General features: G+C 69.2%; 18 protein-coding genes and 3 pseudogenes. 20 read left to right on the top strand and 1 reads right to left on the bottom strand.

Going from position 1 to position 25,543, the window contains the following annotated elements; genetic code table 11:
* Positions 1-49 precede the first annotated feature (49 nt).
* Positions 50-2,089 (top strand): beta-galactosidase, encoded by a 2,040-nt coding sequence (locus ACFXKG_RS29375; protein ID WP_384845493.1) that lies wholly within the window; start codon positions 50-52, stop codon positions 2,087-2,089.
* Positions 2,090-2,449: 360 nt separating this feature from the next.
* Here ACFXKG_RS29375 and ACFXKG_RS29380 read toward each other — a convergent pair whose 3' ends face one another.
* The gene (locus ACFXKG_RS29380; protein ID WP_384845495.1) at positions 2,450-3,424 is read right to left on the bottom strand and encodes a LacI family DNA-binding transcriptional regulator; all 975 of its coding nucleotides are present in this window, start codon (positions 3,422-3,424) and stop codon (positions 2,450-2,452) included.
* A gap of 351 nt (positions 3,425-3,775) precedes the next feature.
* On the opposite strand from ACFXKG_RS29380, the gene ACFXKG_RS29385 reads away from it, so the two are divergent.
* The 19 genes and pseudogenes from ACFXKG_RS29385 to ACFXKG_RS29475 all read left to right on the top strand — a co-directional run.
* A complete protein-coding gene (locus ACFXKG_RS29385) occupies positions 3,776-4,831 on the top strand; it encodes a Gfo/Idh/MocA family oxidoreductase (RefSeq protein ID WP_384845497.1) in 1,056 nt (351 codons plus the stop codon).
* The gene (locus ACFXKG_RS29390) at positions 4,828-5,655 is read left to right on the top strand and encodes a TIM barrel protein (RefSeq protein ID WP_384845499.1); all 828 of its coding nucleotides are present in this window, start codon (positions 4,828-4,830) and stop codon (positions 5,653-5,655) included. The genes ACFXKG_RS29385 and ACFXKG_RS29390 overlap by 4 nt, the downstream gene beginning before the upstream one ends.
* Before the next feature lie 531 nt (positions 5,656-6,186).
* Positions 6,187-8,493 carry a heavy metal translocating P-type ATPase gene (locus ACFXKG_RS29395; protein ID WP_384845501.1) on the top strand — a complete coding sequence of 769 codons (2,307 nt, stop codon included), beginning with the start codon at positions 6,187-6,189 and terminating at the stop codon, positions 8,491-8,493.
* A complete protein-coding gene (locus tag ACFXKG_RS29400; RefSeq protein WP_384845503.1) occupies positions 8,490-9,026 on the top strand; it encodes a copper chaperone PCu(A)C in 537 nt (178 codons plus the stop codon). The genes ACFXKG_RS29395 and ACFXKG_RS29400 overlap by 4 nt, the downstream gene beginning before the upstream one ends.
* 654 nt (positions 9,027-9,680) lie before the next feature.
* Entirely contained in the window at positions 9,681-10,331 is a 651-nt protein-coding gene (locus tag ACFXKG_RS29405; protein ID WP_384845534.1) for a hypothetical protein, read from the top strand.
* Positions 10,332-10,469: 138 nt separating this feature from the next.
* Complete coding sequence (locus ACFXKG_RS29410) at positions 10,470-11,063, top strand: sigma-70 family RNA polymerase sigma factor (protein WP_384845505.1); 594 nt, start codon at positions 10,470-10,472, stop codon at positions 11,061-11,063.
* A 189-nt stretch (positions 11,064-11,252) separates the two neighbouring features.
* Positions 11,253-12,005 carry an aspartyl/asparaginyl beta-hydroxylase domain-containing protein gene (locus ACFXKG_RS29415; RefSeq protein WP_384845507.1) on the top strand — a complete coding sequence of 251 codons (753 nt, stop codon included), beginning with the start codon at positions 11,253-11,255 and terminating at the stop codon, positions 12,003-12,005.
* Between the two features lie 67 nt (positions 12,006-12,072).
* The gene (locus ACFXKG_RS29420) at positions 12,073-13,479 is read left to right on the top strand and encodes an MFS transporter (protein WP_384845509.1); all 1,407 of its coding nucleotides are present in this window, start codon (positions 12,073-12,075) and stop codon (positions 13,477-13,479) included.
* A 107-nt stretch (positions 13,480-13,586) separates the two neighbouring features.
* Positions 13,587-14,211: pseudogene (locus ACFXKG_RS29425) on the top strand (3-oxoacyl-[acyl-carrier-protein] synthase III C-terminal domain-containing protein).
* A gap of 23 nt (positions 14,212-14,234) precedes the next feature.
* Positions 14,235-14,444 (top strand): annotated as a pseudogene (locus ACFXKG_RS29430) (acyl carrier protein); the annotation flags it as partial.
* Between the two features lie 64 nt (positions 14,445-14,508).
* On the top strand, positions 14,509-15,399 hold the full coding sequence (locus tag ACFXKG_RS29435; RefSeq protein WP_384845511.1) for a TauD/TfdA dioxygenase family protein: 891 nt from the start codon (positions 14,509-14,511) through the stop codon (positions 15,397-15,399).
* Complete coding sequence (locus ACFXKG_RS29440; protein WP_384845513.1) at positions 15,396-15,941, top strand: FcoT family thioesterase; 546 nt, start codon at positions 15,396-15,398, stop codon at positions 15,939-15,941. Before ACFXKG_RS29435 ends, ACFXKG_RS29440 begins: the two co-directional genes overlap by 4 nt.
* A 102-nt stretch (positions 15,942-16,043) precedes the next feature.
* The gene (locus ACFXKG_RS29445) at positions 16,044-17,624 is read left to right on the top strand and encodes a fatty acid--CoA ligase (protein WP_384845515.1); all 1,581 of its coding nucleotides are present in this window, start codon (positions 16,044-16,046) and stop codon (positions 17,622-17,624) included.
* A 40-nt stretch (positions 17,625-17,664) separates the two neighbouring features.
* Positions 17,665-17,922 carry a phosphopantetheine-binding protein gene (locus ACFXKG_RS29450; protein ID WP_384845517.1) on the top strand — a complete coding sequence of 86 codons (258 nt, stop codon included), beginning with the start codon at positions 17,665-17,667 and terminating at the stop codon, positions 17,920-17,922.
* Positions 17,909-22,216 carry an amino acid adenylation domain-containing protein gene (locus ACFXKG_RS29455; protein WP_384845519.1) on the top strand — a complete coding sequence of 1,436 codons (4,308 nt, stop codon included), beginning with the start codon at positions 17,909-17,911 and terminating at the stop codon, positions 22,214-22,216. Before ACFXKG_RS29450 ends, ACFXKG_RS29455 begins: the two co-directional genes overlap by 14 nt.
* A gap of 80 nt (positions 22,217-22,296) precedes the next feature.
* Complete coding sequence (locus tag ACFXKG_RS29460) at positions 22,297-23,331, top strand: ABC transporter substrate-binding protein (RefSeq protein ID WP_384845521.1); 1,035 nt, start codon at positions 22,297-22,299, stop codon at positions 23,329-23,331.
* A gap of 56 nt (positions 23,332-23,387) precedes the next feature.
* Entirely contained in the window at positions 23,388-24,356 is a 969-nt protein-coding gene (locus tag ACFXKG_RS29465; protein ID WP_384845536.1) for a FecCD family ABC transporter permease, read from the top strand.
* Positions 24,353-25,156, top strand: a complete 804-nt coding sequence (locus ACFXKG_RS29470) for an ABC transporter ATP-binding protein (RefSeq protein ID WP_384845523.1) — start codon at positions 24,353-24,355, stop codon at positions 25,154-25,156. The genes ACFXKG_RS29465 and ACFXKG_RS29470 overlap by 4 nt, the downstream gene beginning before the upstream one ends.
* A gap of 82 nt (positions 25,157-25,238) precedes the next feature.
* Positions 25,239-25,543 (top strand): annotated as a pseudogene (locus ACFXKG_RS29475) (hypothetical protein); the annotation flags it as partial.

Here is a 25,543-nt window from a genome sequence, read left to right on the forward strand (position 1 = left end):
AATGCATATATCTTGACGGGCCTGTGGTCGGGCTCCAAAACTGACCGGCATGCGACCTTCAGATGCGGTAGCGACCGATGCCCGGCGGCGCCTGCGCCCGGCCGGAATCGCCTTCGGCGGCGACTACAACCCTGAGCAGTGGCCCGAGGAGGTGTGGGCCGAGGATGTCGCGCTGATGAAGGAGGCGGGCGTCTCCATGGTGACGGCGGGGATCTTCTCGTGGGCCAGGGTGGAGCCGAGGCCGAGCGAGTTCGACTTCGCCTGGTTCGACCGGGTCATGGACAACCTCGCCGGGGCCGGTGTGGCCGTATGCCTGGCCACCATGACGGCGTCCCCGCCGCCGTGGCTGTCCCGGCTGCACCCCGAGATCCTTCCCGAGACCGCCGACGGCCGCCGGATGTGGCCGGGCGGGAGGCAGCACTACTGCCCCTCCAGCCGTGTCTACCGGGAGCACGCCACGCGCCTGGTCGAGCGACTGGCCGACCGGTACGCCGACCACCCCGCGCTGGAGATGTGGCACATCGGGAACGAGTACGGCTGCCACACCCCGATGTGCTGGTGCGACGAGTCGGCCGCCGACTTCCGGCGCTGGCTGTCCGAGCGGTACGGCGACATCGGGACGCTCAACGAGGCCTGGTCGACGGCCTTCTGGGCACAGCGTTACGACAGCTTCGGTGAGGTGCTGCCGCCACGGCTCGCGCCCACCTTCCCCAACCCCGCCCAGCAGTTGGACTTCGCCCGGTTCTCCGACGACGCACTCCTTCAGTGCTGTCTGGCGGAGAAGGAGGTGCTGAGGCGCGTCACCCCGGACGTTCCCGTGACGACGAACTTCATCGGTGTGTACAAGCACGTCGACACCTTCGGCTGGGCCGCCCACGAGGATGTCGCCTCCGTCGACTTCTACCAGGACCCCTACGACCAGGACACACACATCTCGGCGGGGTTCGTCTTCGATGTCACCCGGTCCGCTCGCGAGGGCCGGCCGTGGATGCTGATGGAGCAGGCCCCCAGCGCGGTGAACTGGCGTGACCGCAACGGGCCCAAGCCGCCGGGGCGGATGCGGTTGTGGAGCTGGCAGGCGGTCGCCCAGGGCGCGGACGCGGTCCTGTACTTCCAGTGGCGCCAGTCCCGAGGGGGTGCCGAGAAGTACCACTCGGCGATGGTCCCGCACGGCGGCACCGACACCCGTATCTTCCGCGAAGTGCGCTCCCTGGGCCGCGAGTTCGCCTCCGTGCCGCAGATCGCCGGTACACGGTCCACGGCCGAGGCGGCCCTGGTGCTGGACTGGAACAGCTGGTGGGCCCTGGAGCTGGACTCGCACCCGTCCACCGCACTGGACCAGATGAAGATCGCCCTCGCCCACTACCGGCCGCTGTTCGAAGCCGGGATCACCTGCGACGTCGTACCGCCCGACCGAGACCTTTCCGGCTACCGTCTCGTCGTCGCGCCCAACCTGTACCTGCTCAAGGAGGCGGACGCCGAACGCCTCACCGCGTTCGTGCGCCTCGGCGGCCATCTGCTCGTGTCGTTCTTCTCCGGCATCGTCGACGACTGCGACCGAGTGCACCTCGGCGGATACCCCGCGCCGCTGCGCGAAGTACTGGGCCTGCGCATCGAGGAGTTCTGGCCGCTGGCGGAAAGGGAGACGCTCGACGTCCGGCACGCGGACGGCACGGTCAGCCGCGCCGACCTGTGGTCGGAGGCCGTCGTACCCGAAGGGGCCGAGACCGTGGCCGAGTTCGGCTCCGGGCCGTTGACCGGGCAGCCGGCCGTCACCCGCCACTCCTTCGGCTCGGGAACCGCATGGTACATCGCCACGCGGCTCACACCGGAGGCCATGCGGGCCCTGACCGACGAGGTGTGCCGTACCGCGGGCGTCGGCCCCGTACTCACCGGGCTTCCCGAGCACGTCCAGGCAACCGTCCGCGCGGGCGACGGCGGACAGTTCGTCTTCCTGCTGAACCACGGGCAGGAACCGGCCGAGATCACACTGCCGGAACCGATGACCGACGTGCTGGCCCAGGGCGCGGCCCCCTCACACCGCATCACACTGCCGGGGGCGGGAGTGGCCGTACTGAGCACGCGGTGAATCCCGGCTGCGCCGTACCGGGAAAGCCGTGGAACAAAGGGGCACACATGGATGTCTCAGCACCGTCGCGAAGGGGTGTCCCGCGGTGGGGCGCGGGGACGGCCGCCTCTCCGACCGCGCTCCCGGCTCCCACCGCCTGCGGCCGGGACCGTCGGAGCCGCCCGCACCACCAGGCAGGCACCCACGCGCCCCGGCCAGAAGGTCAGGCTGGTCTTCTGGATGTGGTTGTCCGCGTGCTTCCAGCGGCGTGAAGAGATGCCGATAGAGAACTAGTACGTTCTAGCACCATCAGGGCCTGAGCCGGAGAGAATCTCCGGCGGAGCGGCAGACGGATGCGGAGGGGCGCTGCGGGGAACCGGCTCAGGAACGGGCCGGACCGGTGGTGGTGCGCTTCACCAGGCGGGGAGTGAGCACGACCTCTTCCGGCTGCCGGCCCGCGATGAGAGCGAGCGCGCCGATGACGGCGGCCTCCGCGAGCTCGCCGGCGTTCTGCGAGATCGTGGTCATCTGCACATGCGGGAGCTTGGCGAGGCGCGAGTCGTCGTAGCCGACCACGGAGATCTCTCCGGGTACGTCACACCCCTGACGTGCGAGGACATCCAGGACACCACTGGCGCAGCGATCGTTGAACGCGATCACGGCGGTGGGCCGAACCGGGCGGTCGAGGAGGTAGCGCATGCCCTCCGCGCCGGCGGTCTCGGTGAGCCCGCCGGCCAGGACATCGGCCGAGTCCTGCAGTCCGTGCTCCGCCATGACCTGGAGGAACCCGAGGCGACGGTCGGAACTCCCCGGGGCGCCCGCGCCGTCGATGTGGGCGATCCTTCGGTGCCCGAGCGCGACGAGGTGGTCGACCGCGAGCCGGATGCCCGCGGTGTCGTCACCGCGTACGACGCCGATGCCGGGGAGGTGGGTGTGCCGGGCGACCAGCAGCGTCGGCAGTCGGCGGACGAGCCTGGCCAGTTCCTCGTCCGCCAGCTCGCTGCCGAGGAGGATCGCCGCCTCGCACCGTTCCCGGAGCAGTGCGTCGACCGCGGTGGTCTCGCTGCGGCTGGGCGCCACCGCGCTGATCACCGCCTCGTAGCCGTGCTGACCCGCTACGGCGTAGATCTGCTCCACGAGGTCGCCGTGGAAGGGCTGCTGAAGCTCGAAGGTCACCCCGAGCACGCGTGAGCTGGACTGGCGGAGCTTCCGGGCGCGCTGGTCCGGTACGTAACCCAGTTCGTCCGCGATCCGCAGGACACGCCGGCGGGTGGCTTCGCTGGCGCCCGGCACGCCCCGCATGACGATCGAGACGAGTGCGGTGGAGGTTCCGGCGGCGCGGGCCACGTCGGCCATCGTCGGCCGGTCGCCGCCTGAGCCGCCGCCGCCTTTTCGCTCGGCGGTTACGCGATCGCCATCGGCGCCTTTACCGTCCGCACGCTTGCCACCTGTGCTTTGTCGCTTGGTGTGACCATCAGCGCGCCCGCCGCCGGAACCGCGCCCACGCGCGGTGCCTCCGGCGCCGTCCGGCGCTTCCCCGGGCTTCCGCACCGATGCCTCGACCGCCTCTCCCGCCTGGTCACACCGCCTCAGGTCGCCGCCCGGAGCGCTTCGGCCGAGCATATCGACCCCTTGACCAATCTCTGCGAGCGCTTTACGTTCTCCCGGACTAGAACGTGCTAGTTCGGGAGAACGTGGGAGTCCACCATGACCGCACCCGTTGCACCGTCCGCGTCCGCCGTCTCCGACCCCCTACGACTGGCCACGATCGGCGCCGGCCGGATCGGGTCCCATCACGCGGAAATCATCGCCCGCCACATACCGGGAGCCGCTCTTTCAGCCGTCGTCGACCCCATCGCCGGTGCCGCGGAACGCCTCGCGGCCGAGCTCGGTGTCCCGCACGCCACCACCGACCCCGACGAGGTCCTCGGCCGGGCCGACATCGACGGCGTACTGATCACCGCCCCGGCCCGCTGCCACACGGACCTGGTCGTGGCGGCGGCCGCGGCCGGCAAGCACATCTTCGTGGAGAAGCCGATGGCGGTGACGCCGGCGGACGCGGACCGTGCGATCGGCGCCGCGGACGAAGCCGGTGTCGTGCTCCAGGTGGGTTTCAACCGCCGCTTCGCACCCGGTTTCGCCGCCGCCCGCGCCGCGATCGTCGAGGGACGGGCCGGCACCCCGCATCTGCTGCGCTCCCTCACCCGTGACCCCGGCCCGTTCACCGCCGACCCGGCCCGCATCCCACGGTGGACGATCTTCCTGGAAACCCTCATCCACGACTTCGACACCGTGTGCTGGCTCAACCCCGGTGCCACCCCGGTCAGCGTTCACGCCACCGCCGACGCTCTGATCCGGCCGGACGCCAAGGCCACCGGACACCTCGACACCGCCGTTGTCACGATCCGTTTCGACAACGGCGCCATCGCCACCACCGAGGCGTCCTTCTCCGCGTCGTACGGGTACGACGTACGGGCCGAGGTCTTCGGCTCGGCGGGGATGGTGACCGCCGGCGACGCCCGCAGCACCGACATGACCTTCTACGGCGCCGACGGCATCCACGTCGACACCGCCCGGCGCGACACCGAACTGCTGCGCGCCGCCTACACCGCCGAGCTCACGGCCTTCACCGCCGCGATCCGCCACCGGACCCCGGCCCCGGTGACCGGTCACGACGCCCGCCGTGCCCTCGCCGTCGCGCTGGCCGCCATCCGCAGTGTGGAGACCGCGCGCCCCGTCGACCTTGCCGAGGTGACCACGTGACCACTGCCCCAGCCTCGACGGACAGTCCCTTCACCTTGGCCGCCAGTGCCGAAATGCTCTATCTGGACCGGCCGTTCACCGAACGCGTCGGCCGCATCGCCGAACGCGGCTTCCAGGTCGAGATCTGGGACTGGTCCGGCAAGGACATCGCCGGTCTGGCAGCGACCGGCGCCACATTCTCCTCCATGACCGGCTACCTGGAGGGCAACCTCACCGACCCCGACGGCATCGACGCCCTGCTCGCCACCGCCCGCAAGTCCCTCGTCGTGGCCGCGCAGATGGACTGCCCGCGCCTGAACCTGCACGGCACCGGCCTGGACGGCAAGGGACTCCCCGTACGCCCCGTCGAGACGGTCACTCCCGCGATGTGGCTGACCGCCGTCGACACTCTTCGGCGCATCGCGGCCCTCGGCGAGGAAGCAGACCGCGTCTTCACCCTGGAGAACCTCAACGTCGCCGTCGACCACCCGGGCACCCCCTTCGCCCGCGCGGCCGACACCCTCGCCCTCGTACGCGCCGTCGACAGCCCGCACCTGCGGATGAACCTGGACCTCTACCACGCCCAGATCGGCGAGGGAAACCTCGTCGAACTGACCCGGCAGGCACTGCCGTACGTCGGCGAGATCCAGGTCGCGGACGTCCCCGGCCGTTGCGAGCCCGGCACCGGAGAGATCCACTACCCGGCCGTCGCTCGCGCCCTCCACGGGGCCGGCTACACCGGCGTCATCGCCCTCGAAGGCTGGGCCCGGCAGGACTCCGACGCGGCCCTGGACGCCTTTCGCGCGGCCTTTACGACGCACCAGGACGAAGGTGCCCCGGCGTGATGCCCCTCGACGTACTCACCATCGGCCGTGTCTGGGGTGGACGTGTCTCCACTCCGGACCGGGACCGACCCACCCGTTTCACAGGATGTCGGATTGCGGACCGCTCCAGTTCCCGTGCGGCACCGGGAGAATCGTCACGTGCGGGAAGGCCGCGCAGACAGGTATTCGAGGACCCCCGCCGTGTCAGCATGGTGCGCGCGAGCCTCACGAACGACCCCCGTCAGACCTTCCTGACTCCCCCACTCGCCCCGTGTGACCGCGGGCCTCCATCTCTGGAGTGGTGATGGCAGATCAACAGCAGCTTCGTTCCCGTACCTCCTCCGTGCCGGGGCGGTGGGTGCCGCCGCCGGCGCTCACCGGGTTTCTGGTGCTGCTCGTCGCGGTGTTCGGTGTCTCGTACGGGATCGGATCGGCCGTCGGACCGGTCGCCCCCGGTATGCATTCCGGCGCAGTCCCCGACGCTGGGACCGGTACCGGTACCGGTCAGCGGGACGGTGGCGGAATGGATGACATGCACCCGGATGGTGGGCGATGACGGTGGACCCGGCGGGGCCCCTGGTGACCACCGATCTGATCGTGGGCGGTATGACCTGCGCCGCGTGTGTCAGCAGGGTGGAGAAGCGGCTGGCCAAGCTTGAGGGAGTGACCGCCACGGTCAATCTCGCCACCGGGCGGGCCAGGGTGTCCCACCCCTCCGACCTGGCCGGGGAGGATCTCGTCGCGGCGGTCGAGCGCGCCGGGTACACGGCCGAACTGCCGTCGCCGCCCGAGTCCGCCGAGGAGCCGCGGCCCGCGGAACCGGATACGGTCGACGGTCGCGCGAAGCGGGAGGAACGCGACCGTCTGCTGATCACCGCGCTTCTCTCGGTGCCGGTGCTCGTACTGTCGATGGTGCCCGCTTTTCAGTTCCGTAACTGGCAGTGGCTGTGCTTCATGCTCGCCGCGCCGGTGGCGGTCTGGGGTGCCTGGCCCTTTCACCGGCGCGCGCTGCTCGGCCTGCGGCACTCGACGGCGACCATGGACACCCTGGTCTCCCTCGGTGTCGCCGCCTCTTTCTCCTGGTCCACGTACGCCCTCTTCCTCGGCGGGGCGGGTGAACCCGGGATGCGGATGCCGTTCACCCTGCTTCCGTCCGCCGGCGGGGAGGTCGCGCATGTCTATCTGGAGGCGGCGGTCGCCGTACCACTGTTCGTGCTGACGGGCCGCTTCCTGGAAGCCCGCGCCAAGCGCGGCACCGGCGAGGCTCTGCGTTCGCTGGCCGGGCTGGCGGCCAAGGAAGTGACCATCCGTGAGAACAAGAAGGAACGGCTCATCCCCATCGCGCAGTTGCGGGTGGGGCAGGAATTCATCGTCCGCCCGGGGGAACGGGTCGCCACCGACGGGGTGGTGATGAGCGGCAGTTCCGCGCTGGACCTGTCTCTCGTCACCGGGGAGAGCGAGCCCGTCGAGACCGGTCCCGGCAAGCCGGTGATCGGCGCCGCCGTCAACGTGGGCGGTCTCCTGCGCGTACGGGCGACCGCCATCGGTGCGGACACCCAGCTCGCGCGGATCACCCGCCTCGTCACCGAGGCACAGGCCGGGAAGGCCAGGGCCCAGCGGCTGGCCGACACCGTGGCGGGCTTCTTCGTACCGGTCGTCCTGAGCCTCGCCGTCACCGTCCTCGGCTTCTGGCTCGGCGCCGGCGCGGACCCCCAGGCGGCCGTCACGGCGTGCGTCGCGATCCTGGTCGTCGCCTGCCCCTGCGCCCTGGGCCTGGCCACCCCCACCGCCCTGCTGGCGGCCACCGGCCGCGGCGCCCAACTCGGCGTCCTGGTCAACGGCCCCCAGGCACTGGAGACACTCCGCCATGTCGACACCATCGTCCTGGACAAGACCGGAACGCTGACCACCGGTCACATGACCGTCACCAAGGTCACGCCGATACCGGACGGCATCGGCCACGACGCCGTGCTACGGCTGGCCGGCGCGGTGGAAATGGGCTCGGAACACCCGCTGGGCCGCGCGATCACCGCGTACGCGCAGCGGGCGCGCCCCGAACAGCCGCTGCCCGAGGTGACCACATTCCGGTCCACCGCGGGCTTCGGGGTCGCCGGCCACGTCGACGGTCACCGGGTCGAGGTATGCACTCCCGGAAGTGACCTGCCCGAAACGCTGGCACAGGCGCTCACCGAGTCCGAGGCCGCGGCGCAGACCGCTGTCCTGGTACGGGTGGACGGAGCCGACGTGGCCCTCATCGCCATCGGGGACGTCCTGCGGCCCGGCAGCTACCGGGCCGTGGAGCGGCTGCGGCGCCTGGGAGTGGAGCCGGTACTGGCGACCGGTGACCGCGAAGCCACCGCCCGGGCCGTCGCCGCCGAACTCGGCATCACCGATGTACATGCCCACTGCACGCCCGAGGACAAGACGCGGCTGGTGCGACGGTTGAAGGACGAGGACCGCCGGGTCGCGGTCATCGGTGACGGCGTGAACGACGCCGCCGCCCTGGCCGGTGCCGATCTGGGGATCGCCATGGGCAGTGGTACGGACGCGGCCATCGGGGCCGCCGATGTGACGCTGGTACGTGGTGACATCGAGGCGGTCGCCGACGCGGTCCGGCTCGCCCGGCGCACACTGGGAACGATCCGTATCAACCTCCTGTGGGCCTTCGGCTACAACGTCGTCACGGTGCCGCTGGCCGCCGTGGGCTGGCTCAATCCGATGGTGGCCGCCGCCGCGATGTCGGTGAGTTCCCTGCTGGTGGTCGGCAACAGCCTGCGGCTACGGGCCTGGCAGCCCTCCCCACCGCGACGCACTTCGCGCAAGGGGAAGCCCGGCACCCGAGGAGTGATGGAGCGATGACGAACCCCACCGCACAGCCCGCCGCCACGGGGTGGCGGCCGACGCGGGGCCGCCTGCGCGAGGCCCTCCTCGCCTCGGCCGCCCCGGTGATCGCCAGTGTGGTGGCCCTGGGGGCTCTGACGACCTGGACCAACTCCGGGGCCGCGGGGGGAGGGCCGCGGATCGGGATCAGCGACTCGCGCATCTTCCTGCAGTACGGCGGCGGCGAGTACACCTCGGCCTACTTCCGCATATCCAACAGTGGTGAAGCCGATGACGAACTGGTCTCCGTCACCTCCCCGGAGCTGGCAGAGGCCATGCTCAGCAGGGACCGGAGCAACGGCGACGGGGCAGCCTCCATGACCATGGTCGACTCGGCCACCGTCCCGCGGGGTCGCACGCTGGCCATGTCCCCGTACGGCCTGAACGTGATGGTGAAGACGAAGACGAAAACGCACTGGCGGCTCGGCGACACCGTCCCGTTCGTGCTGCACTTCCGTCATAGTGGTCCCCGGAAAACCCAGGCCGTCGTGATCCAGCCCAGCAGCGACTGACGCCGCCGTGAGGACACGGCACGCACAGGACGGGAGCCGGAGAAAGCCCCGGTTTCCCGAACCCGCGGCACCGCCCGGATGCCACACGAGTGTCACCGCTTCCCCGTACCGCAGGCCGTATCGGCCCACGCCATGGCTAATAGGTCCTGCCACGACGCGGGATCGGCCGACGCGGCTGCGCTGTGCCGTTGCCGCGTGAGTACGGGGCGTTCGCGGGGCGCGCGGGCTCCGCATGAACCCCGAAGAGGCGCCCGGACAGCAGGTCATGCCGTCCGGGCGCAGGGTGTCCGTACCGCCACGATGAGTACGTCCGTCGATCTCCTGCGCCCTGTGGCACGGGACACATGGCGCGCCGGGGAACTACTTCCTCAACCGGTCCGACGACTGTAGGGAACGTCGGCCGAAGTGTGCCGGAACGCCGTTGCACGAGGAGTGACGAGATGTCGACGGAAGGCCGCGCGGCGGAGGCGCGTCCGGAGTGCCTCATCTGTTGGGAGACACAGAACGAACCTCACGAGGAGTCGGCTTGAGTGCCCATCCGGTTCCTGGCGGATGCCGTGTTCCAGATCACCCGACCCGCGTTGAGTGCGGGGCCAGGTCTCGGCGCGTAACTCGTCGTGAGACTCAAGTTCCTGATGCAAGGTTGAGCCCGTGATGACCGCAGGGTGGTGTTTACGCATCGTACGAGCCGCGATGTTCGCGGCCGTCTGTGTGCTGCTTGCCGCCCTGGGCCATGCGATGATGTCCGGCTCCTCGGTGCCCTGGTGGGCGATGACCGCCGCGGCTCTGGTGACCGGCGGTGCGGGCTGGTGCCTTGCCGGACGTGAGCGGGGGCTGCCACTGATCGTGTCCGTGGTGGTCGTCACCCAAGGGGCGCTCCACTCCGCGTTCTCTCTGGCGCAGTCGACCGTTCGGCAGCCGGCCCCGGGCTCGATGGAGCACGGCGCGGGGTCCATGCACATGGACTCCGCGGACATGTGGCGGATGAGTGCCGGCCACGTGACTCCTGCGGGGCACGACATGGACGGCGGTATGTCGTCGTCCGGAATGCTTGTCGCCCACCTAGTGGCGGCGCTGCTGTGCGGGGTGTGGCTCGCGTACGGCGAGCGCGCCGCTTTCCGTGTCCTACGGGCCCTGGCATGGCGCCTGACCGCGCCGGTCCGGCTGCTGCTCGCCCTGGCCACACCTTTGCATCGCCCGCGTGTCCGCGTACGCCGCGGGTTCTCGGACCGGGCACCACGACTGCTCGTTCTCGTTCACGCGATCACTTCCCGGGGACCACCGGAGGAGGCGGCTGTCGTCTGACGACAGCATTCCTCCCGAAGCGCCTCTGTGTGTGCTTCGGGTGTCGGCCGTGCCTTCCACACGGCCGTACCTCTCACCGGACCACAGCACTCTCGTGTCAGGTCCGGATCACGGATAACCGGAGAAGGACACTTTGCGATGACTTCTGCCCTGCCCGTTTCACGCAAGGACATGATGTCGGCCGACGAGTCGGCAACGGCCTGGGCGCTGGCCGCCGGCGGTGGAGACCCGGAGGCTTTCGAGCACTTCGTCCGCGCACTGCACCGAGACGTGCTTCGCTACGTCGCCCACCTTTCCGCAGACCCCCAGGCCGCCGACGACCTGACCCAGGAGACCTTCCTGCGGGCGCTCGGCAGCCTGCACCGTTTCGAGGGGCGCTCCTCGGCCCGGACGTGGCTGCTGTCCATCGCACGCCGCGCGGTGATCGACAGCTTCCGATACGCCGCCGCCCGACCGCGCCCCAGCGACAACCCGAACTGGCAGATGGCGGTGGAGATCGCTCAACCGCGTGACGTACCCGGCTTCGATGACGGCATCGCGCTCCTCGATCTGCTGGAGGCACTGCCGGACGACCGTCGTGAGGCGTTCGTTCTCACCCAGATGCTGGAACTGACCTACGCGGAGGCAGCCGAGGTCAGCGGCTGCCCCATCGGCACGGTCCGCTCCCGCGTGGCCCGTGCCCGGATCACTCTCCTCGGCCTGCTCGCCGAGGCAGAGACACCGGCCGCGTGAGCACAAAGGCAGCCGGTGCCGGTCAGAGGCGCGCGACGTCGGCCACCTTCGACTTCCTTTCCTTCAGGGGAAGTTCAGTTCTCCCCGGATGGGCGGGAACTCAACGCCGCCGACCATCGACTACTTGTTCGACACCGCAGCGAGATGCCCTTCCCCGGATTTGGCCTCGGTCCAGAACAGGAGACCTGAGTGACACCTGAGATAGAAAGAATTTTCGCGGCGATCAGAAGCGAGTCGGGACCGGAATCGATCACACGCGTCGAGCAGATGCTCAAGCCGGGAAGGAAGGACCGCCATCCACTCCAGAAGGCCGCGAAATGGATTATGCCCGGACTCTCCCGGAGGCCCTGGCACGAGCCGTACGAGTACGCCGAGATGAATCCCGTGGTGAAGGCCCTGGAAAGCAATCATGCGGCGATCAAGGAAGAGCTCACGACGGCATGGTCGACGCGCCGGGAAAAGTTCTCGGACTATGAACATTATTTGACACGCCAAGAGGACTGGCAGGCCCTTTACCTGTTCCGCAGGGGAAGACTCGTCGAGAGTTCGGCGCATACGACACCGACCGCATACAGGGTACTGAAAGAGTTTGCCGTCGATACGGAGAAGATCTGCCCACTCCTGGAAAGTCATTTTTCGACACTGTTGCCAGGTGCCGCTGTCGCTCCGCACTGTGATCTCTGGAACTTCAGCATCAACCTGCACCTTGCCGTGGACATACCCGACGGGTGCAGTATCACGGTCGCCGAAGAGACGCGCTCATGGGAAGAGGGAAAGTGTCTGCTCTTCGATTACTCCTTCGAGCATGAGGCGCGCAATGACGGAAGCCGTCCACGTGCCTGCCTGCTCGTAGATCTCTGGCATCCGGAGACCACCCTCCCCGAACGGAAGGCACTGGTCGCTCTCATCACCGAAATACGCACACTGATGGGCGATAAATGAGAACGGCACCTTCTCCCCTCTGGATATCGAGAGTTGTCCAAGATATGGATCCCGAGAGGGGGTCCCGATGGTAATCACGGAGAAGTTGTCACCCGCTCCGTCCCGACAGCGGCTCGGACTGCCCCTGTTCGTTCTGGCGGCGGCCCAACTGGTCATCTCGCTCGACTACAGCATCGTGTATGTGGCACTCCCCATCATCGGGACGGAAGTGGGCTTCTCCGACCAGAACCTGCAGTGGGTGGTGAGCGCCTACGTCGTGGTCAACGGAGGCTTTCTGCTGCTGGGCGGGCGGGCGACGGATCTGCTCGGGCGGCGCCGGATGTTCGTGCTGGGGGCGTCGCTGTACGCGGGATCGTCGCTGATCGGCGGCTTGTCGGAGTCGGCGGGAGTCCTGGTCGCGGTCCGGGCCGTCCAGGGCATCGGTGGTTCGCTGCTGTTCCCCGCGACGCTGTCTCTGATCAACACGGTCCACACCGAGGGGCCCAGCCGAAACCGGGCGCTTGCCGTGTGGGGAGCCGCGGGGGCCGGCGGCCTGTGCTTCGGGTCGTTGCTCGGTGGAGTGCTGGTGGAAGCCTTCGGCTGGCCGTCGGTGTTCTTCGTCAACGTCCCGCTGGCAGGGAGCATCGCGCTGGCAGGGAGCCTGCTCTTCCCCGCCGACGGTGCCCGGTCCGGTTCGCGCCAGGTCGACCTGACGGGTGCGCTGACCGCCACGGGTGGCATCACCCTCATGGTGTTCGTCCTGGTGCACGCGCCCGAGGCGGGATGGGGCAGTTGGTCCGTACGCGGAGGCGCGGTGCTGTCGCTGACGCTGCTGTCCCTCTTCGCCGTCGTCGAGATCCGGTCCCGTGATCCGCTGGTGCCGGCCCGGCTGTTCGCGCACCGCGGGCTGGTCATGGCGATGGGGGTGACCGCTCTCTTCAGCGCGACGTTCAGTTCGGTGCCGTACTTCCTGACCCTCTACTTCCAGTCGGTGCACGGCTACAGCGCCTTCGGCACCGGCCTTGCCTTTCTCGTGCCCGCCGTGGTGGTCGCCGCCGGGACGCAGGCGGGCGAACGGGCGGTGTCGGCCTTCGGGGTGCGCCGGATGCTGACGGGCGGGATGGTGCTGGGAGCCGCCGGGGCCGGCGCGCTCGGACTCGCGCTCACGGACGACGGTTCGTATCTGATGCTGCTTCCGGGGATCGTGCTCCTGGGCCTCGGCCAGGGTGCCGCGTGGACGGGCATGTGGATCGCCGCGTCCTCCGGGATCGCCCCGGGCGACCAGGGCATCGCATCCGGAATGGCGTCGACGACGCTCCAGGTGGGAGGCGCGGTGGGGCTGGCCGTGCTGATCGCCGCCGCGCAGGTGGGCGGTCATGACGGGTCCACCGCCGGCCTTCTCGACGGAATCCGTACCGCCCTGTTCATGATCGCGGGTGGCATCTGCGGCGGTGTGCTGATGACGCTGGGCCCTCGAAGGTCGACCGCCCCCTAGACCGCCGGTGCTCATCTCGTCGAGTCCCGTGGCCCCTGGCGGCCTGTAAAGCCGTCCGCTCACCCAGACGCCCGTCGCCCGTCGCCCGTCATACGAGGAGAATCGGTGTGTCCAATGCCGCGAGACCCACCTCCGCCCCTGCCGCCGTATTGTGCGGGTTCGCCGGCTGGGTGACGCCCCGCGTGGTGACCGACGACGATCTCTCCCGGCGGCTCGACACGGACGACGCGTGGATACGCACCCGGACGTTCGTGTACGGGCCGGCGACCGCCGCCGGCCTGATCGCGCACGGAGTGGCTGAACGCGTCCTGCTCATCGGCGCCGACGCCTACTCGACGATCGTCGATCCCCGGGACCGGGCCAACGCGATCATGTTCGGGGACGGTGCCGGAGCCGTCGTCCCGCGCGCCGGACACCCCGACGAACCCGGAGTCGTCGGCCACTTCGTGCCCCGCCGGGCCAATCTGCGGATCCTCCGGTCGGTGGCCGAAGACCTGGGACTCCCGCGGGAGCGCTGTGTGTCCCGTGTCGAGTCGGTCGGCAACACCGGTGCCGCGTCCAATTCCGCTCGCCCCGGCCGACGCCGCCTCCCGGCCGGCGGTGGCCGCCGGCGACGGTGTCCTGCTCACCACCTTCGGGGGCGGCCTCACCTGGGGGTCCCGCCTCCTGACCTGGCCCACGATCCCCACCCCGAGCCCTGTGTACGACCAAGGAGACGAAACCGCGCCATGAGCACCACGTACGAGCAGTTGGCCGCGATCCTCGCGAAGCTGCACGACGCACCGCCCGAACGGATCACCCCCCAGGCGACCTTCGCCGAGCTGGATGTCGACTCGCTGACGATGGTCGAGATCAGTATCCGCATCGAACGCGACCTCGGCGTCGCCATCGCCGACAACGAGCTCCCTCCGGACCTCACACTCGGCGCCACCGCGACGCTGATCGACACCCACCGGGCCGCGTAGCCCACTCACCGGCCGCCCCGGCCCCTCTCACCGCCGCCCCATCCCTCACAGAAGGCAGGAACACGTGAAGATCACGGAGCAGCCCGGCCAAGCGATCGGCGCGACCGTCGAGGAGTTCGACCATGCAGACGCGTCGGCAGCGGACATCGAGGCGCTCAAGCAGGCCGTCTACACCCAGAAGATCGCCGTCCTCAAAGGACAGGAACTCTCACCTCGGCAGTTCCTCGAACTCGGCAAACGGCTGGGACGTCCGGAGGTCTATTACGAGCCGATGTACAAGCACCCCGAGGTGGAAGAGATATTCGTCTCCTCCAACGTTCCCGAAGGCGGCCGGCAGATAGGCGTACCGAAGACAGGAAAGTTCTGGCATGCCGACTACCAGTTCATGCCCGACCCGTTCGGTCTCACCCTGATCTACCCGCAGGTCGTACCGGAGAAAAATCGCGGCACATACTTCATCGACATGGGCAGAGCCTACGAAAAGCTCCCCGAGGAACTGAGGAACGAGATCGGCGGCACGTACTGCAGGCACTCCGTGCGCAAGTATTTCAAGATCCGTCCGCACGACGTCTACCGCCCCATCTCGGAAATTCTGGACGAGATCGAACAGAAGACGCCGCCCGTTGTCCAGCCGACCACCTTCACCCACCCCATGACCGGGGAGAAAGTCCTGTACATCAGCGAGGGCTTCACGGTCGGCATCGAGGACGAGACCGGTAACCCGCTCGACGACGACCTGCTGCGTCGCCTCTTCGAAGCCACCGGCCAGCTCGACGAAACATTCACCCACGACAACATCCACCTGCAGACCTTCGAGAAGGGCGACCTGCTGGTCTGGGACAACCGCAGCCTCGTCCACCGGGCCCGGCACACCACCACCCCCGAGCCGACGGTCTCCTACCGGGTCACCGTTCACGACGAGATGAAGCTCTACGACGCGGGCGCCGCCGCATGACCGCTCACGCCGCCCGGGCCGAACCGCTGCCGCAGCGGACCTACGCCACCGACGAGGACCTGCTCGCGCGGGTACTCGCGCCCTACAAGGCACACTGCAAGTACGTGCGCACCGCAGCTGTCACCTCACGGTCCGGCACCGCGTCCGCCCAGTGCGAATTCGCCATTCCCGAGTCGTGCTACATCGACGACACCGGCCACCTCAATTCCGTCGAGGTCAACATCTGTTACAACCAGATGATGTATTACCTGGCGGCCAAGTCCGTGAAAGAGGGACTGCTGACCGGGTTCGAGACCTGGACGCTGGAAGACTTCTGGAAGCGACAGCTTCCCGACATTCTCATAGCCCGCTTCTCCAGTAACTTCCGGCGCCCCGTCAACCCCCGCTCATTCTCGGGAGAGATGGAATTCCTGTCCGTCTCCCGGCACACCGCGGACGGTAGCAGTCCGTTTCTCTTCGCCGAGACCTCTTTCCGTTACCGGGACGCCGGCGGTGGGCGCTGCGACGGCCGGGCGACACTCGCCTTCGTCAACATCCCTTGATAAAGCTCCGTTTCGCAACAAGAGAGGCGAGGCTCCGCGTTGGAACGATTTTCAGCGACAGAGGCATCAGCAGCGACAGGGGCATCAAGCAGGACGTCTGCGGTGACACCGGCGCAGAAGCAGAAGAAGCTGCACCACCCGCAGTTGCGGACCCTCGTTCAGTCCGTGCGATTCCACGCGGAGCAGCGGCCGCGGACACCCGCGGTGCTCTGTGAGGGACGCACCCTGACCTATGAGCAACTGCACCGGGAGAGCAACCGGATCGCCCATGCCCTCCAGGCCGCCGGGCTCACCGCGGGTGCGAGGGTCGCGTACCTGGGGAAGGAGTCCGAGCACTACTACGAGATCCTCTTCGGCTGTGCGAAGAGCGGGACCGTTCTGGTGCCGGTCAACTGGCGGCTCACCGCCCCCGAGGTGAGTCACATCCTCCAGGATTCCGGCACGGAACTGCTCTTCCTGGAGGAGGAATTCGCACCGGTCGTCGAGCGTCTGCCGACCGCACCGCCGAAAACGGTGGTGCGGCTGGGAGTGCCGGAAGGATTCGCTTCCTGGAAGGCGTCCCGGCCCGACACCGACCTGCCGTCACAGGCCACCCCCGACACCCCCGTCGCCCAGCTCTACACGAGCGGAACCACCGGACTGCCCAAGGGAGTCGTCCTCGCCCACCGCAGCTTCTTCGCGATCCGCGATGCCCTGGCGGGCGAGAGGCTGGACTGGATCGACTGGCGGGCCGGCGACATCGCCCTGATCGGCATACCCGGCTTCCACATAGGTGGCCTGTGGTGGGCCACCCAGAACTTCAACGCCGGAGTGACCGTGGTGGCCATGCGCGCCTTCGCCGCCCGCGATGCCGTCGACCTCATTCGCGGTCTCGGTGTCACCACTGCCTGCGTGGTCCCCGCCATGCTCCGCATGATGCTGGCCGAACCCGGCCTGAGTTCACGGGACTTCGTCACCCTGCGCAAGACGGTGTACGGCGGGTCGCCGATCTCGGAGGCGCTGCTTGAGCAGAGCCTGACCGTCTTCGACTGCGAGTTCGCGCAGATCTACGGGCTGACCGAGACCGGTAACACCGCCGTCTGCCTCCCGTCGGACGATCACCTCCCGGGCGGCCCGCGCATGCAGGCCGCCGGCCGCCCGTATCCCGGGGTACGGTGCAAGGTCGTCGACGACCAGGGCCGTGAACTGCCGCCGGGCGCTGTCGGAGAGGTCTGCCTGGCCACTCCGGCCCGGATGGTGGAGTACTGGGGGCTGCCCGACAGGACGGCCGAGACCCTGGTCGGCGGCTGGATCCACACCGGGGACGCGGGATACCTCGACGAGGACGGTTACCTCTTCATCCGCGACCGCATCAAGGACACCATCCTGGTCGCGGGAGAGAACGTCTATCCCGCCGAGATCGAGAACGTTCTGGAGTCACACTCCGGCGTGGCAGAGGCGGTGATCGTCGGAGCACCCGACGAGCGCTGGGGCGAGCGCGTCCACGCCTTCGTCGTCCCCGTCCCCGGTCACTCCCCCACCCCCCGGGAACTGCACACCTTCCTTGTCGGCCGCCTCGCGAGCTTCAAACTGCCGTCCCGGTACGAGTTCATCGACCGGGTGCCACGCAACCCCAGCGGAAAGATCCTCCGCCGGGATCTGCGCGACCGCTTCTGGAGCGATGCCGAACGCAAGGTCAACTGAACCCCGCCGCTGCTGCCGAGCCACCAAGAGAGAACGACATATGCCTGATCCCCTCACGCCTGCCGTCTTCCGCGCGGACCTGGCGGAGTTCCTGCACCAGCAGCCCGACGAAGTCGACCTCGAAGAGAACCCCCTGTACGCGGGCCTCGACTCGTTGCGCATCGTCACCCTCGCCGAACGCTGGCGGGCCACCGGTGCGGAGGTGAGCTTCATCGAGCTCGCCGAGTGCACCTCCTTCGCCCAGTGGTGGCAGTTGCTCTCCGAACGTCAGGCAGGAGCAACCCGTGGCGACGCCTGACGGAACCGCGCGGCGCCACCCGCTGCTGGCCGCCCAGGAAGGCATCTGGACCGGCTCGCAACTCGACCTGGACAGCCCCGCCTACAACACGGCCGAGTACGTACGGATAGAGGGCCCGGTGGACACCGGTGTCCTGGACCGCGCCCTGCACCACGTGGTCGCCGAGACGGAGGCCCTCAACGTGGCCTTCGTCGCCGACGAGCGGGGGCGCCCCTGGCAGATCGACATCCCGGCCGTGGAGTGGCGACTGCACACCCGCGACCTCCGCGCCGAGCCGGACCCGCACGCCGCGGCCCTGGAGTGGATGGCACGGGACCTGGCCCGTCCCGTCGACCTCGAACGGGGTCCCGTCTTCGGCCACGCCCTGCTGCGCACCGCCCCCGGCACCCACCTCTGGTATCACCGCGTCCACCACATCGCGCTCGACGGATTCGGGCTCTCCCTGGTGGCCCGCCGGGTCGCCCAGGTCTACACGGCTCTGATGGACGGTGAACCCGTCGGCGACTGCGGCTTCGGCCTCCTGGAGTCGGTCCGGGCCGAGGAGAGCGCCTACCAGGGGTCGCCCCGCTGGGCCAAGGACCGTGACCACTGGACGGCGCGCTTCGCGGACCGTCCGCGCATCGCCTCTCCGGCCGGGCGGGCGGCGCTGCCCGCCGCCACCTTCCTCCGTAATGTCACCGACCTCGGGGCCGAGGAAGCCGAAGGGCTGCGCGCCGTCGCCCGTGAACTGTCGGTCACCTGGTCCGAAGTCGTCCTGGCCGTCACCGCCGCCTACCTGAGCCGGGCGACCGGAACAGCCGAGACGGTCCTCAGCCTGCCGGTGATGGGCCGCCTCGGCTCGGCCTCCCTGCGGGTCCCGGCCATGGTGCGCAACATCCTGCCCCTGCGTATCGCAGTGAACGAAGAGGACAGTCTGCGCGATCTGGCGGCGAGAGTCTCCGGCGAACTGCGGGCCGGACTGCCGCACCAGCGTTACCGGTACGAGCAGTTGCGCCGCGACCTCAAACTGGTCGGCGGGCAGCGCAGGCTGTCCGGGCCCGGCGTCAACATCATGCCCTTCGAGTACGACCTGCGCTTCGCCGGACACCGCAGCAGCGTCCACAACGTCTCCGCCGGACCCGTCGACGACCTGGCGGTCAATGTCTACGACCGTGCCGAGGGCGGCGGTCTGCGGTTCGCCTTCGACGCCAACCCCGATCTCTACGACAGGACGGATCTCACCTCCCATCAGCAGGGGTTGCTCGCCCTGCTCCACCAGGCCGTCGCGGCACCCGACCGGGCGCTGCGCCGGTCCGGTGGACGGGCGCCTGTCACCGTACTGGACGGCGGACCGTTCCCCGCGCCCGCTCGCCCGGTGCTCAGCCTGATCGCCGGCCACGCCGCCCGGCGGGGTCGAGCCGCCGCCGTGGAACACGACGGACGCACCATCACCTATGCGGAGCTGTTCGGCTCGGCCCGGAACATCGCCCGCAGGCTCGCGGCCCGGTCCATCGGTCCTGGCTCCCTGGTCGCCGTGGCACTGCCCCGCGGCATCGAGGCCGTCACCGCCATCGTCGGAGTCCTGCTCTCCGGCGCAGCCTACTGCCCCCTCGATCCGAGCGCACCGGCGTCCCGCACGGCCGTGCTGCTCGATGACGCGGAGCCCGATCTCGTCCTCACCACCGGAGCCGGTGCGGGCGGCTTCGGTGACCGTGCGGTACTCCGGCTCGACCTGCCCGGGAGCGAGGCGCGCGGCGCGCAACCGCCGCCGCCGTCACGTGCGGACCTGGCCTATGTCATCTACACCTCCGGCTCCACGGGGCGGCCCAAGGGCGTGGAGATCAGCCACGGCGCGCTCGCCGGGTTCGTCAGCGGCGCCACCCACCGCTACGGACTGGGCCGGAACGACCGTGTCCTGCAGTTCGCACCACTGCACTTCGACGCCAGTGTCGAGGAGATCTTCCTGACCCTCTGCGCCGGGGCCACGCTCGTCGTCCGCACCGACGACATGACCGAGTCGGTGCCCCGGTTCGTGGCCGCCTGCGACCGGCTGCGTATCAGCGTCCTCGACCTGCCCACCGCCTACTGGCACGAACTCGCCTACGCCATATCGACCGGTGCCGCCGCTCTCCCCGCGGGGGTGCGGACCGTCATCATCGGCGGCGAGGCGGCGCTGCCCGAGCGGGTCGACCGCTGGCGGAAGGCCGTCGGCCCATCGGTCGCCCTCTTCAACACCTACGGTCCGACCGAGGCCACCGTGGTGGCCACGGTGGCCTCACTCCACGAAGCCGCGCCGGGCCCCGGGGACGTACCGATCGGGCTGCCGCTCCCCGGCACCCGTGCCGCCGTCGTCGACGGAGAGCTGTACCTGCTGGGCGAGACCCTGGCCCTCGGGTACCGAGGCGCCCGGGCGCCGGACCAATCCCGCTTCGCTCCCCTGAGCCGCCTGCCCGGAGGCCCGCGCGCCTACCGCACCGGCGATCTGGTGCGGCTCGGCGACGACGGACAGCTACGTTTCGTCGGCCGGGCGGACACCGAATTCAAGATCAGCGGCCACCGTGTCCACCCCGCCGAGGTCGAGACGGCGCTCCTCACCCACCCCCGGATCCGGGAGGCCGCCGTCGTGGGACAGTTGCTGCCGGACGGTACCCGGCGCCTGGTGGCCCATCTCGTCGCGGAGGCCCCGCCACCGTCCTCGGCCGGGATCAGGGCCCACGCACGGGCGAGGCTGCCCGCCGCGATGATCCCGTCCGCCGTCGAGTTCCACGGACGGCTGCCCCGTACAGGTTCCGGAAAGATCGACAGAGTCGCGCTCAGCACCCCGACCGTACCGACAGCGCCGACCGTCACTGCCCCCGGGACCGGCAGCCCGCTGGAACGGACCATCACGGACATCTGGCGGCAGCTCCTCGGCGCCGACCAGGTCTCCCCCTCCGACGATGTCTTCGACCTGGGCGCCCAGTCGCTCCAGGCCATTCAGGCCGCCAACCGGCTCGGCGTCGAACTGCAGCGCGAGATCCGCGTCGCCTGGCTGTTCCAGTACCCGACCGCGACCGGACTGACGGAGTTCCTGGAACGCCGGACACAGGAGTCGGCGCTCGCCCCCGGACTCCCGGCGGCCCTCCTCACCGACACCGTTCTTGACGACGACATCCGACCCGGCCCGGCTTCCGGAGCGGACACCGAACCGCGGAAGATCCTTCTCACGGGTGCCACCGGTTTCGTCGGTACCCATCTGCTGGCCGAACTCCTCGCCACCACCAGCGCGGACATCGTCTGCCTCGTCCGCGCGGCCGACCCGGACGAGGCCGCCAACCGTGTCCGCCGGGCTCTGGACGCCCAGCGCATACCGGTCCGGGCGCCGGCCTGGAAACGGGTCACGGCGGTCCCCTCCGACGTCGCCCGCCGCCAACTCGGACTGGACCCGGCCCTGTTCGCCGAACTCGCCGAGACCTGCGACGTGATCTTCCACAACGCCGCCACCGTCAGCATCCTGCGCGAATACGCCGGCCTCCGCGCCGCCAACGCCGAGTCCACCCGGCAACTGCTGCGCATGGCAGCCGTACGGTCGACACCGCTGCATCTGGTCTCCACACTGTCGGTCGCTCCACCGCTCAGCCGCAGCGCCGAGGTGCCGGAAGCCTTCCTGCCGTCCCACCCCGGACTGCGCTCCGGCTACCAGCAGTCGAAGTGGGCCTCCGAACGTCTGCTGGAGCAGGCCGCCGAGCGCGGACTGCCGGTCACCGTGCACCGGCTGGGCCGCGTCGTCGGCCCGCCCGGCACGGGTTACGTGAACGAAAGCGACTTCCTGTGGAGCGTGCTGCGGGCAGGCATCCCGGCCGGCATCCTGCCCGACCTCTTCGAGGCCGAGACCTGGACCCCGGTCGACTACGTGGCCCGGGCCGTCGTACGCCTCAGCCTGGACCGACACCGCCCCCGCAGAATCGTCTTCAACCATGCGCCTCAGCCGCCGGTGCGACTGGCCGATCTCTATGACTGGGTGCGGGAGTACGGCTACCCCGTGCGGCACATGCCGTTGAGCCGCTGGCGCGGCGAACTGCCGCGCTCCACCGATGCTGCCGCGACCACCCTCGCTTTCTTCGACTCCTGGAGCGGCGATGCCGCCGACGACGCAGAACTGAGCCTGGGACACGTACGCGTCGACAATGTCCTGACCGGGCTGCGGGGCAGCGGCGTCGTCTGTCCCCCGCTCGACCGCGACCTCATGTTCCGTTATCTCGACCACTGCGTCTCCACCGGATCCCTGCCCGCTCCGGCCGGCCGGCGATCCCGCCGCACCGCCACCACGAAGTAGTCGGCCCTCCTCTGGAACCCGGGTGCACCACGCCCCGACTACTGGATCGAAACCCCTTCACCTTGCACCAAGGAGTCCGCATGCCGAAGAAACGGCCCATCGCCATGGTCCTGGCCGGAGCGCTGTGTCTGGTCACGACGGCATGCGCCGGGTCCTCGACGGAGACGGCGAACAACAAGGCGTCAGCACCCGACGCGGAGTCCGGCTACCCGGTGACCATCGAGAACTGCGGGCGGACCGAGACCTTCACCAAGGCCCCCGGCAGAGTCGTGGTCATGAACGGTGCCTCCGTGGCGGAAGTCTCCACACTGCTCGCACTCGGCCTCGGCGACCGGATCGTCGCCAACCAGCAGACCTACGGCATGTCCGAGGTCCCCGGCCGGGCCAAGGCCATCAAGGCCCTGCCCACCGGTGACATCGAACTCAACGACGCCTACGACATCCCCCGCGAGGCGATGCTCGGCCTGCGCCCGGACCTCGTGCTCTCCACCACCTCGTACGGCTTCGACGAGAAGAACGGTTTCACCACCCGGGACCAGCTGGGGGACGTGAAGGCGAACAGCTATGTCTCACCGCAGGGCTGCGACCAGGACACCTCCAAGATGACCGTCGCCGACAGCTACACCCTCCTGCGCGACCTTGGCAAGATCTTCAATGTCAGCGACCGCGCCGAGAAGCTGATCGCCGACTCCGAGAAGAGCATCGCCGAAGTGTCCGCCAAGACGAGGGGCGAGAAGAAGCCCAGAGTCATGGTGCTCTTCGCCAACATGGCCATGGGCGGCAACGACTTCAGCTCGGTCGTCGCCAAGGGCATCTACAACGACATCCTCGCCAAGGCCGGCGGCGCCAACGCATTCGCATCGGCCTCCAGGACCTCCTTCGCCGACCTGAGCAAGGAGAAGGTGGCCGCCACCGACGTCGACGCCCTCGTCGTCATCAGCTACAACGCCCCCGACCCGACGGCCTACGCCGAACAACTGCTCAAGGAGTTCCCCCAGTGGCCGGCGGCCGAGAACAACACGTACACGGTGCTGTCCGACTCGATCTACCTGGGCCCCAGCAACGATCTGGCCGTCGACAAGGTGGCCAGGATGCTGCACCCCGACGCCTTCTGAAGCGGCTGGGACTCCCCTTCACACTCCTCGGACTGCTCGCGGTGCTGATCGCCACCATGATGGTCGCGGTCAGCATCGGCGCGGTCACCATCCCGCTGGGTGACGTGTGGCGCATCATCCTGCACCACGTGAGCGGCGGCGGGGCGACCGCTGACCCGGCGCTGGACCAGATCGTCTGGAACTTCCGGACCCCTCGGGTGGTGCTGGCCGCTCTGGTCGGCGCGGGCCTGGCGGTTTCCGGCGCGGTGCTGCAGGCCGTGGTGTCCAACCCACTGGCCGACCCCACCGTCCTGGGCTTCTCCTACGGGGCCTCGCTGGGTGCCGTCGTGGTCATCGTCCTGGCCGGAGGCAGCTCACTCGGCGGGCTCGGCGTGTCGGCGGCAGCCTTCGTGGGCGCCCTCGCCGCCGGAACGCTGGTCTTCGCCCTCGGCCAACGGGGCGGCCGCATGGCACCCACCCGGCTCGTACTGGCCGGGGTCGCGGTCGGATACGTCTTCCTGTCCGCGACGAGCTTCCTCCAACTCCAGGCGACGCCCACCGAACTGCGCACGGTGATGTTCTGGATGCTCGGCAGTGTCTCCGGCGCCCAGTGGAGTCAACTTCCGACCGTCAGCGCGGTGGTCCTCCTCACGACCGTCCTGCTGAGCCTGTTCGGCCGACGGCTCAACGTCCTGCTGGCCGGTGACGAATCGGCCACCGCGCTCGGCGTGGACGTCAACCGGCTGCGCGCCGTGCTGCTGGTGCTCTCCTCGCTTCTCACCGGAACCACGATCGCCGTCGCCGGCGGCATCGGCTTCGTGGGTCTGATGATCCCCCACCTCGTCCGCCTGACCGTCGGCGCCGACCACCGCAGACTCCTGCCGCTGACCGCCCTGTTGGGAGCGGTCTACCTCGTCGTCGTCGACCTGCTGTCCCGCACCCTCAACCGCCCCAACGAGCTGCCGCTGGGCATCCTCACCGCCCTCCTCGGCGCACCGTTCTTCATCTGGCTGCTGCGCCGCAACAAGGGTCTGGACACCGCATGAAACTGACCGTGGACCGGCTCCACATCACCCTGGACCGCCAACCGATCCTGCACGACGTGAACCTGGAGGCCCGCAAGGGCGACATCGTCGGACTCGTCGGCCCCAACGGCAGCGGCAAATCAACCCTGCTGCGCGCCGTCTACCGCTCACTGCGCCCGGCCGCCGGAGTGGTCCGCGTCGGCGAAGACGATGTGTGGACCCTGTCCGCCCGCGCCGCCGCCCGCCGCACCGCCGCCGTCCTCCAGGATGCCACCGGCAACACCACCGGCCTGTCGGTCGCCGAAATCGTCGCCCTGGGACGCACACCGCACCACGGCCTCCTCGGCCGTGACGGCACCGACGACCGCCAGGCCGTCGACGAGGCGATCGACCGCTGCGGTGTGCGGCCCTTGGCCGAGCGGGACTACGCGTCCCTGTCGGGCGGCGAACGCCAACGTGTCCTGCTCGCCCGCGCACTCGCCCAGCGCCCCCAACTCCTGGTCCTGGACGAACTCACCAACCACCTCGACATCCGTGCCCGCTTCGAACTCCTTGGCCTGATCCGCGCCACCGGCACCACCACCCTCGCCGTCCTGCACGACCTCGACCTCGCCGCCAGGCTCTGCGACCACCTCGTGGTCCTCCACGAAGGCACCGTCGTCATGGCAGGCCCCGTTCTCGACGTCCTCACCCCCGACGTCCTGTCCGAAGTCTTCGGCGTACAGGCCGACGCAGAGCGCCATGCGGACGGTGTCATACGCATCACGTACGCCGCCCGCCCGCTCGACCTCGACAGAGCAGCCGAGACGGCCAAGCGCTGAAGCTGACCACCGGCGACGTTCTCCTGGTCGACGCACGTGGCCCGGTACTCCTCGACGACCGCGGGCGCGCCCGGCGATTGTGGTGGTCGATCTTGTCAATGGGTTCACGGACAGCAGATTTGCCCTGGGCAGTGACCTGTCCAGCGAGGTCGCGGCCACTGCTCGGTCGATCCACGCGGCACGCAACGCGAAGACGGACGCACCGGTGCTCTTCACCACGATCGCATTCAACGAAGACCTCGCCGACGCGGGTATCTGGCCTCAGAAATGCTCGGGGCTGCAAGAACTGTTAACGAGTTGGTGCGTGATAGCGGGTGGGCATGCTCTGCTGGTGGAAGGCACGGTGGATCGTTCGGTCCTGGCACACCCGTTGTTCACAGGTGTCTC

This window comes from Streptomyces sp. NPDC059255, from assembly GCF_042752355.1.
In the GTDB taxonomy this organism is placed as follows: Bacteria; Actinomycetota; Actinomycetes; order Streptomycetales; family Streptomycetaceae; genus Streptomyces.

Excerpts from the sequence above, each read along its gene's own strand:
- ACFXKG_RS29375 (WP_384845493.1), top strand. The coding sequence starts at position 50 with ATGCGACCTTCAGATGCGGTAGCGACCGATGCCCGGCGGCGCCTGCGC.
- ACFXKG_RS29380 (WP_384845495.1), bottom strand. The coding sequence starts at position 3,424 with ATGGCCGACGTGGCCCGCGCCGCCGGAACCTCCACCGCACTCGTCTCG.
- ACFXKG_RS29385 (WP_384845497.1), top strand. The coding sequence starts at position 3,776 with ATGACCGCACCCGTTGCACCGTCCGCGTCCGCCGTCTCCGACCCCCTA.
- ACFXKG_RS29395 (WP_384845501.1), top strand. The coding sequence starts at position 6,187 with ATGACGGTGGACCCGGCGGGGCCCCTGGTGACCACCGATCTGATCGTG.
- ACFXKG_RS29400 (WP_384845503.1), top strand. The coding sequence starts at position 8,490 with ATGACGAACCCCACCGCACAGCCCGCCGCCACGGGGTGGCGGCCGACG.
- ACFXKG_RS29405 (WP_384845534.1), top strand. The coding sequence starts at position 9,681 with ATGACCGCAGGGTGGTGTTTACGCATCGTACGAGCCGCGATGTTCGCG.
- ACFXKG_RS29410 (WP_384845505.1), top strand. The coding sequence starts at position 10,470 with ATGACTTCTGCCCTGCCCGTTTCACGCAAGGACATGATGTCGGCCGAC.
- ACFXKG_RS29420 (WP_384845509.1), top strand. The coding sequence starts at position 12,073 with ATGGTAATCACGGAGAAGTTGTCACCCGCTCCGTCCCGACAGCGGCTC.
- ACFXKG_RS29440 (WP_384845513.1), top strand. The coding sequence starts at position 15,396 with ATGACCGCTCACGCCGCCCGGGCCGAACCGCTGCCGCAGCGGACCTAC.
- ACFXKG_RS29450 (WP_384845517.1), top strand. The coding sequence starts at position 17,665 with ATGCCTGATCCCCTCACGCCTGCCGTCTTCCGCGCGGACCTGGCGGAG.
- ACFXKG_RS29460 (WP_384845521.1), top strand. The coding sequence starts at position 22,297 with ATGCCGAAGAAACGGCCCATCGCCATGGTCCTGGCCGGAGCGCTGTGT.
- ACFXKG_RS29465 (WP_384845536.1), top strand. The coding sequence starts at position 23,388 with ATGATGGTCGCGGTCAGCATCGGCGCGGTCACCATCCCGCTGGGTGAC.
- ACFXKG_RS29470 (WP_384845523.1), top strand. The coding sequence starts at position 24,353 with ATGAAACTGACCGTGGACCGGCTCCACATCACCCTGGACCGCCAACCG.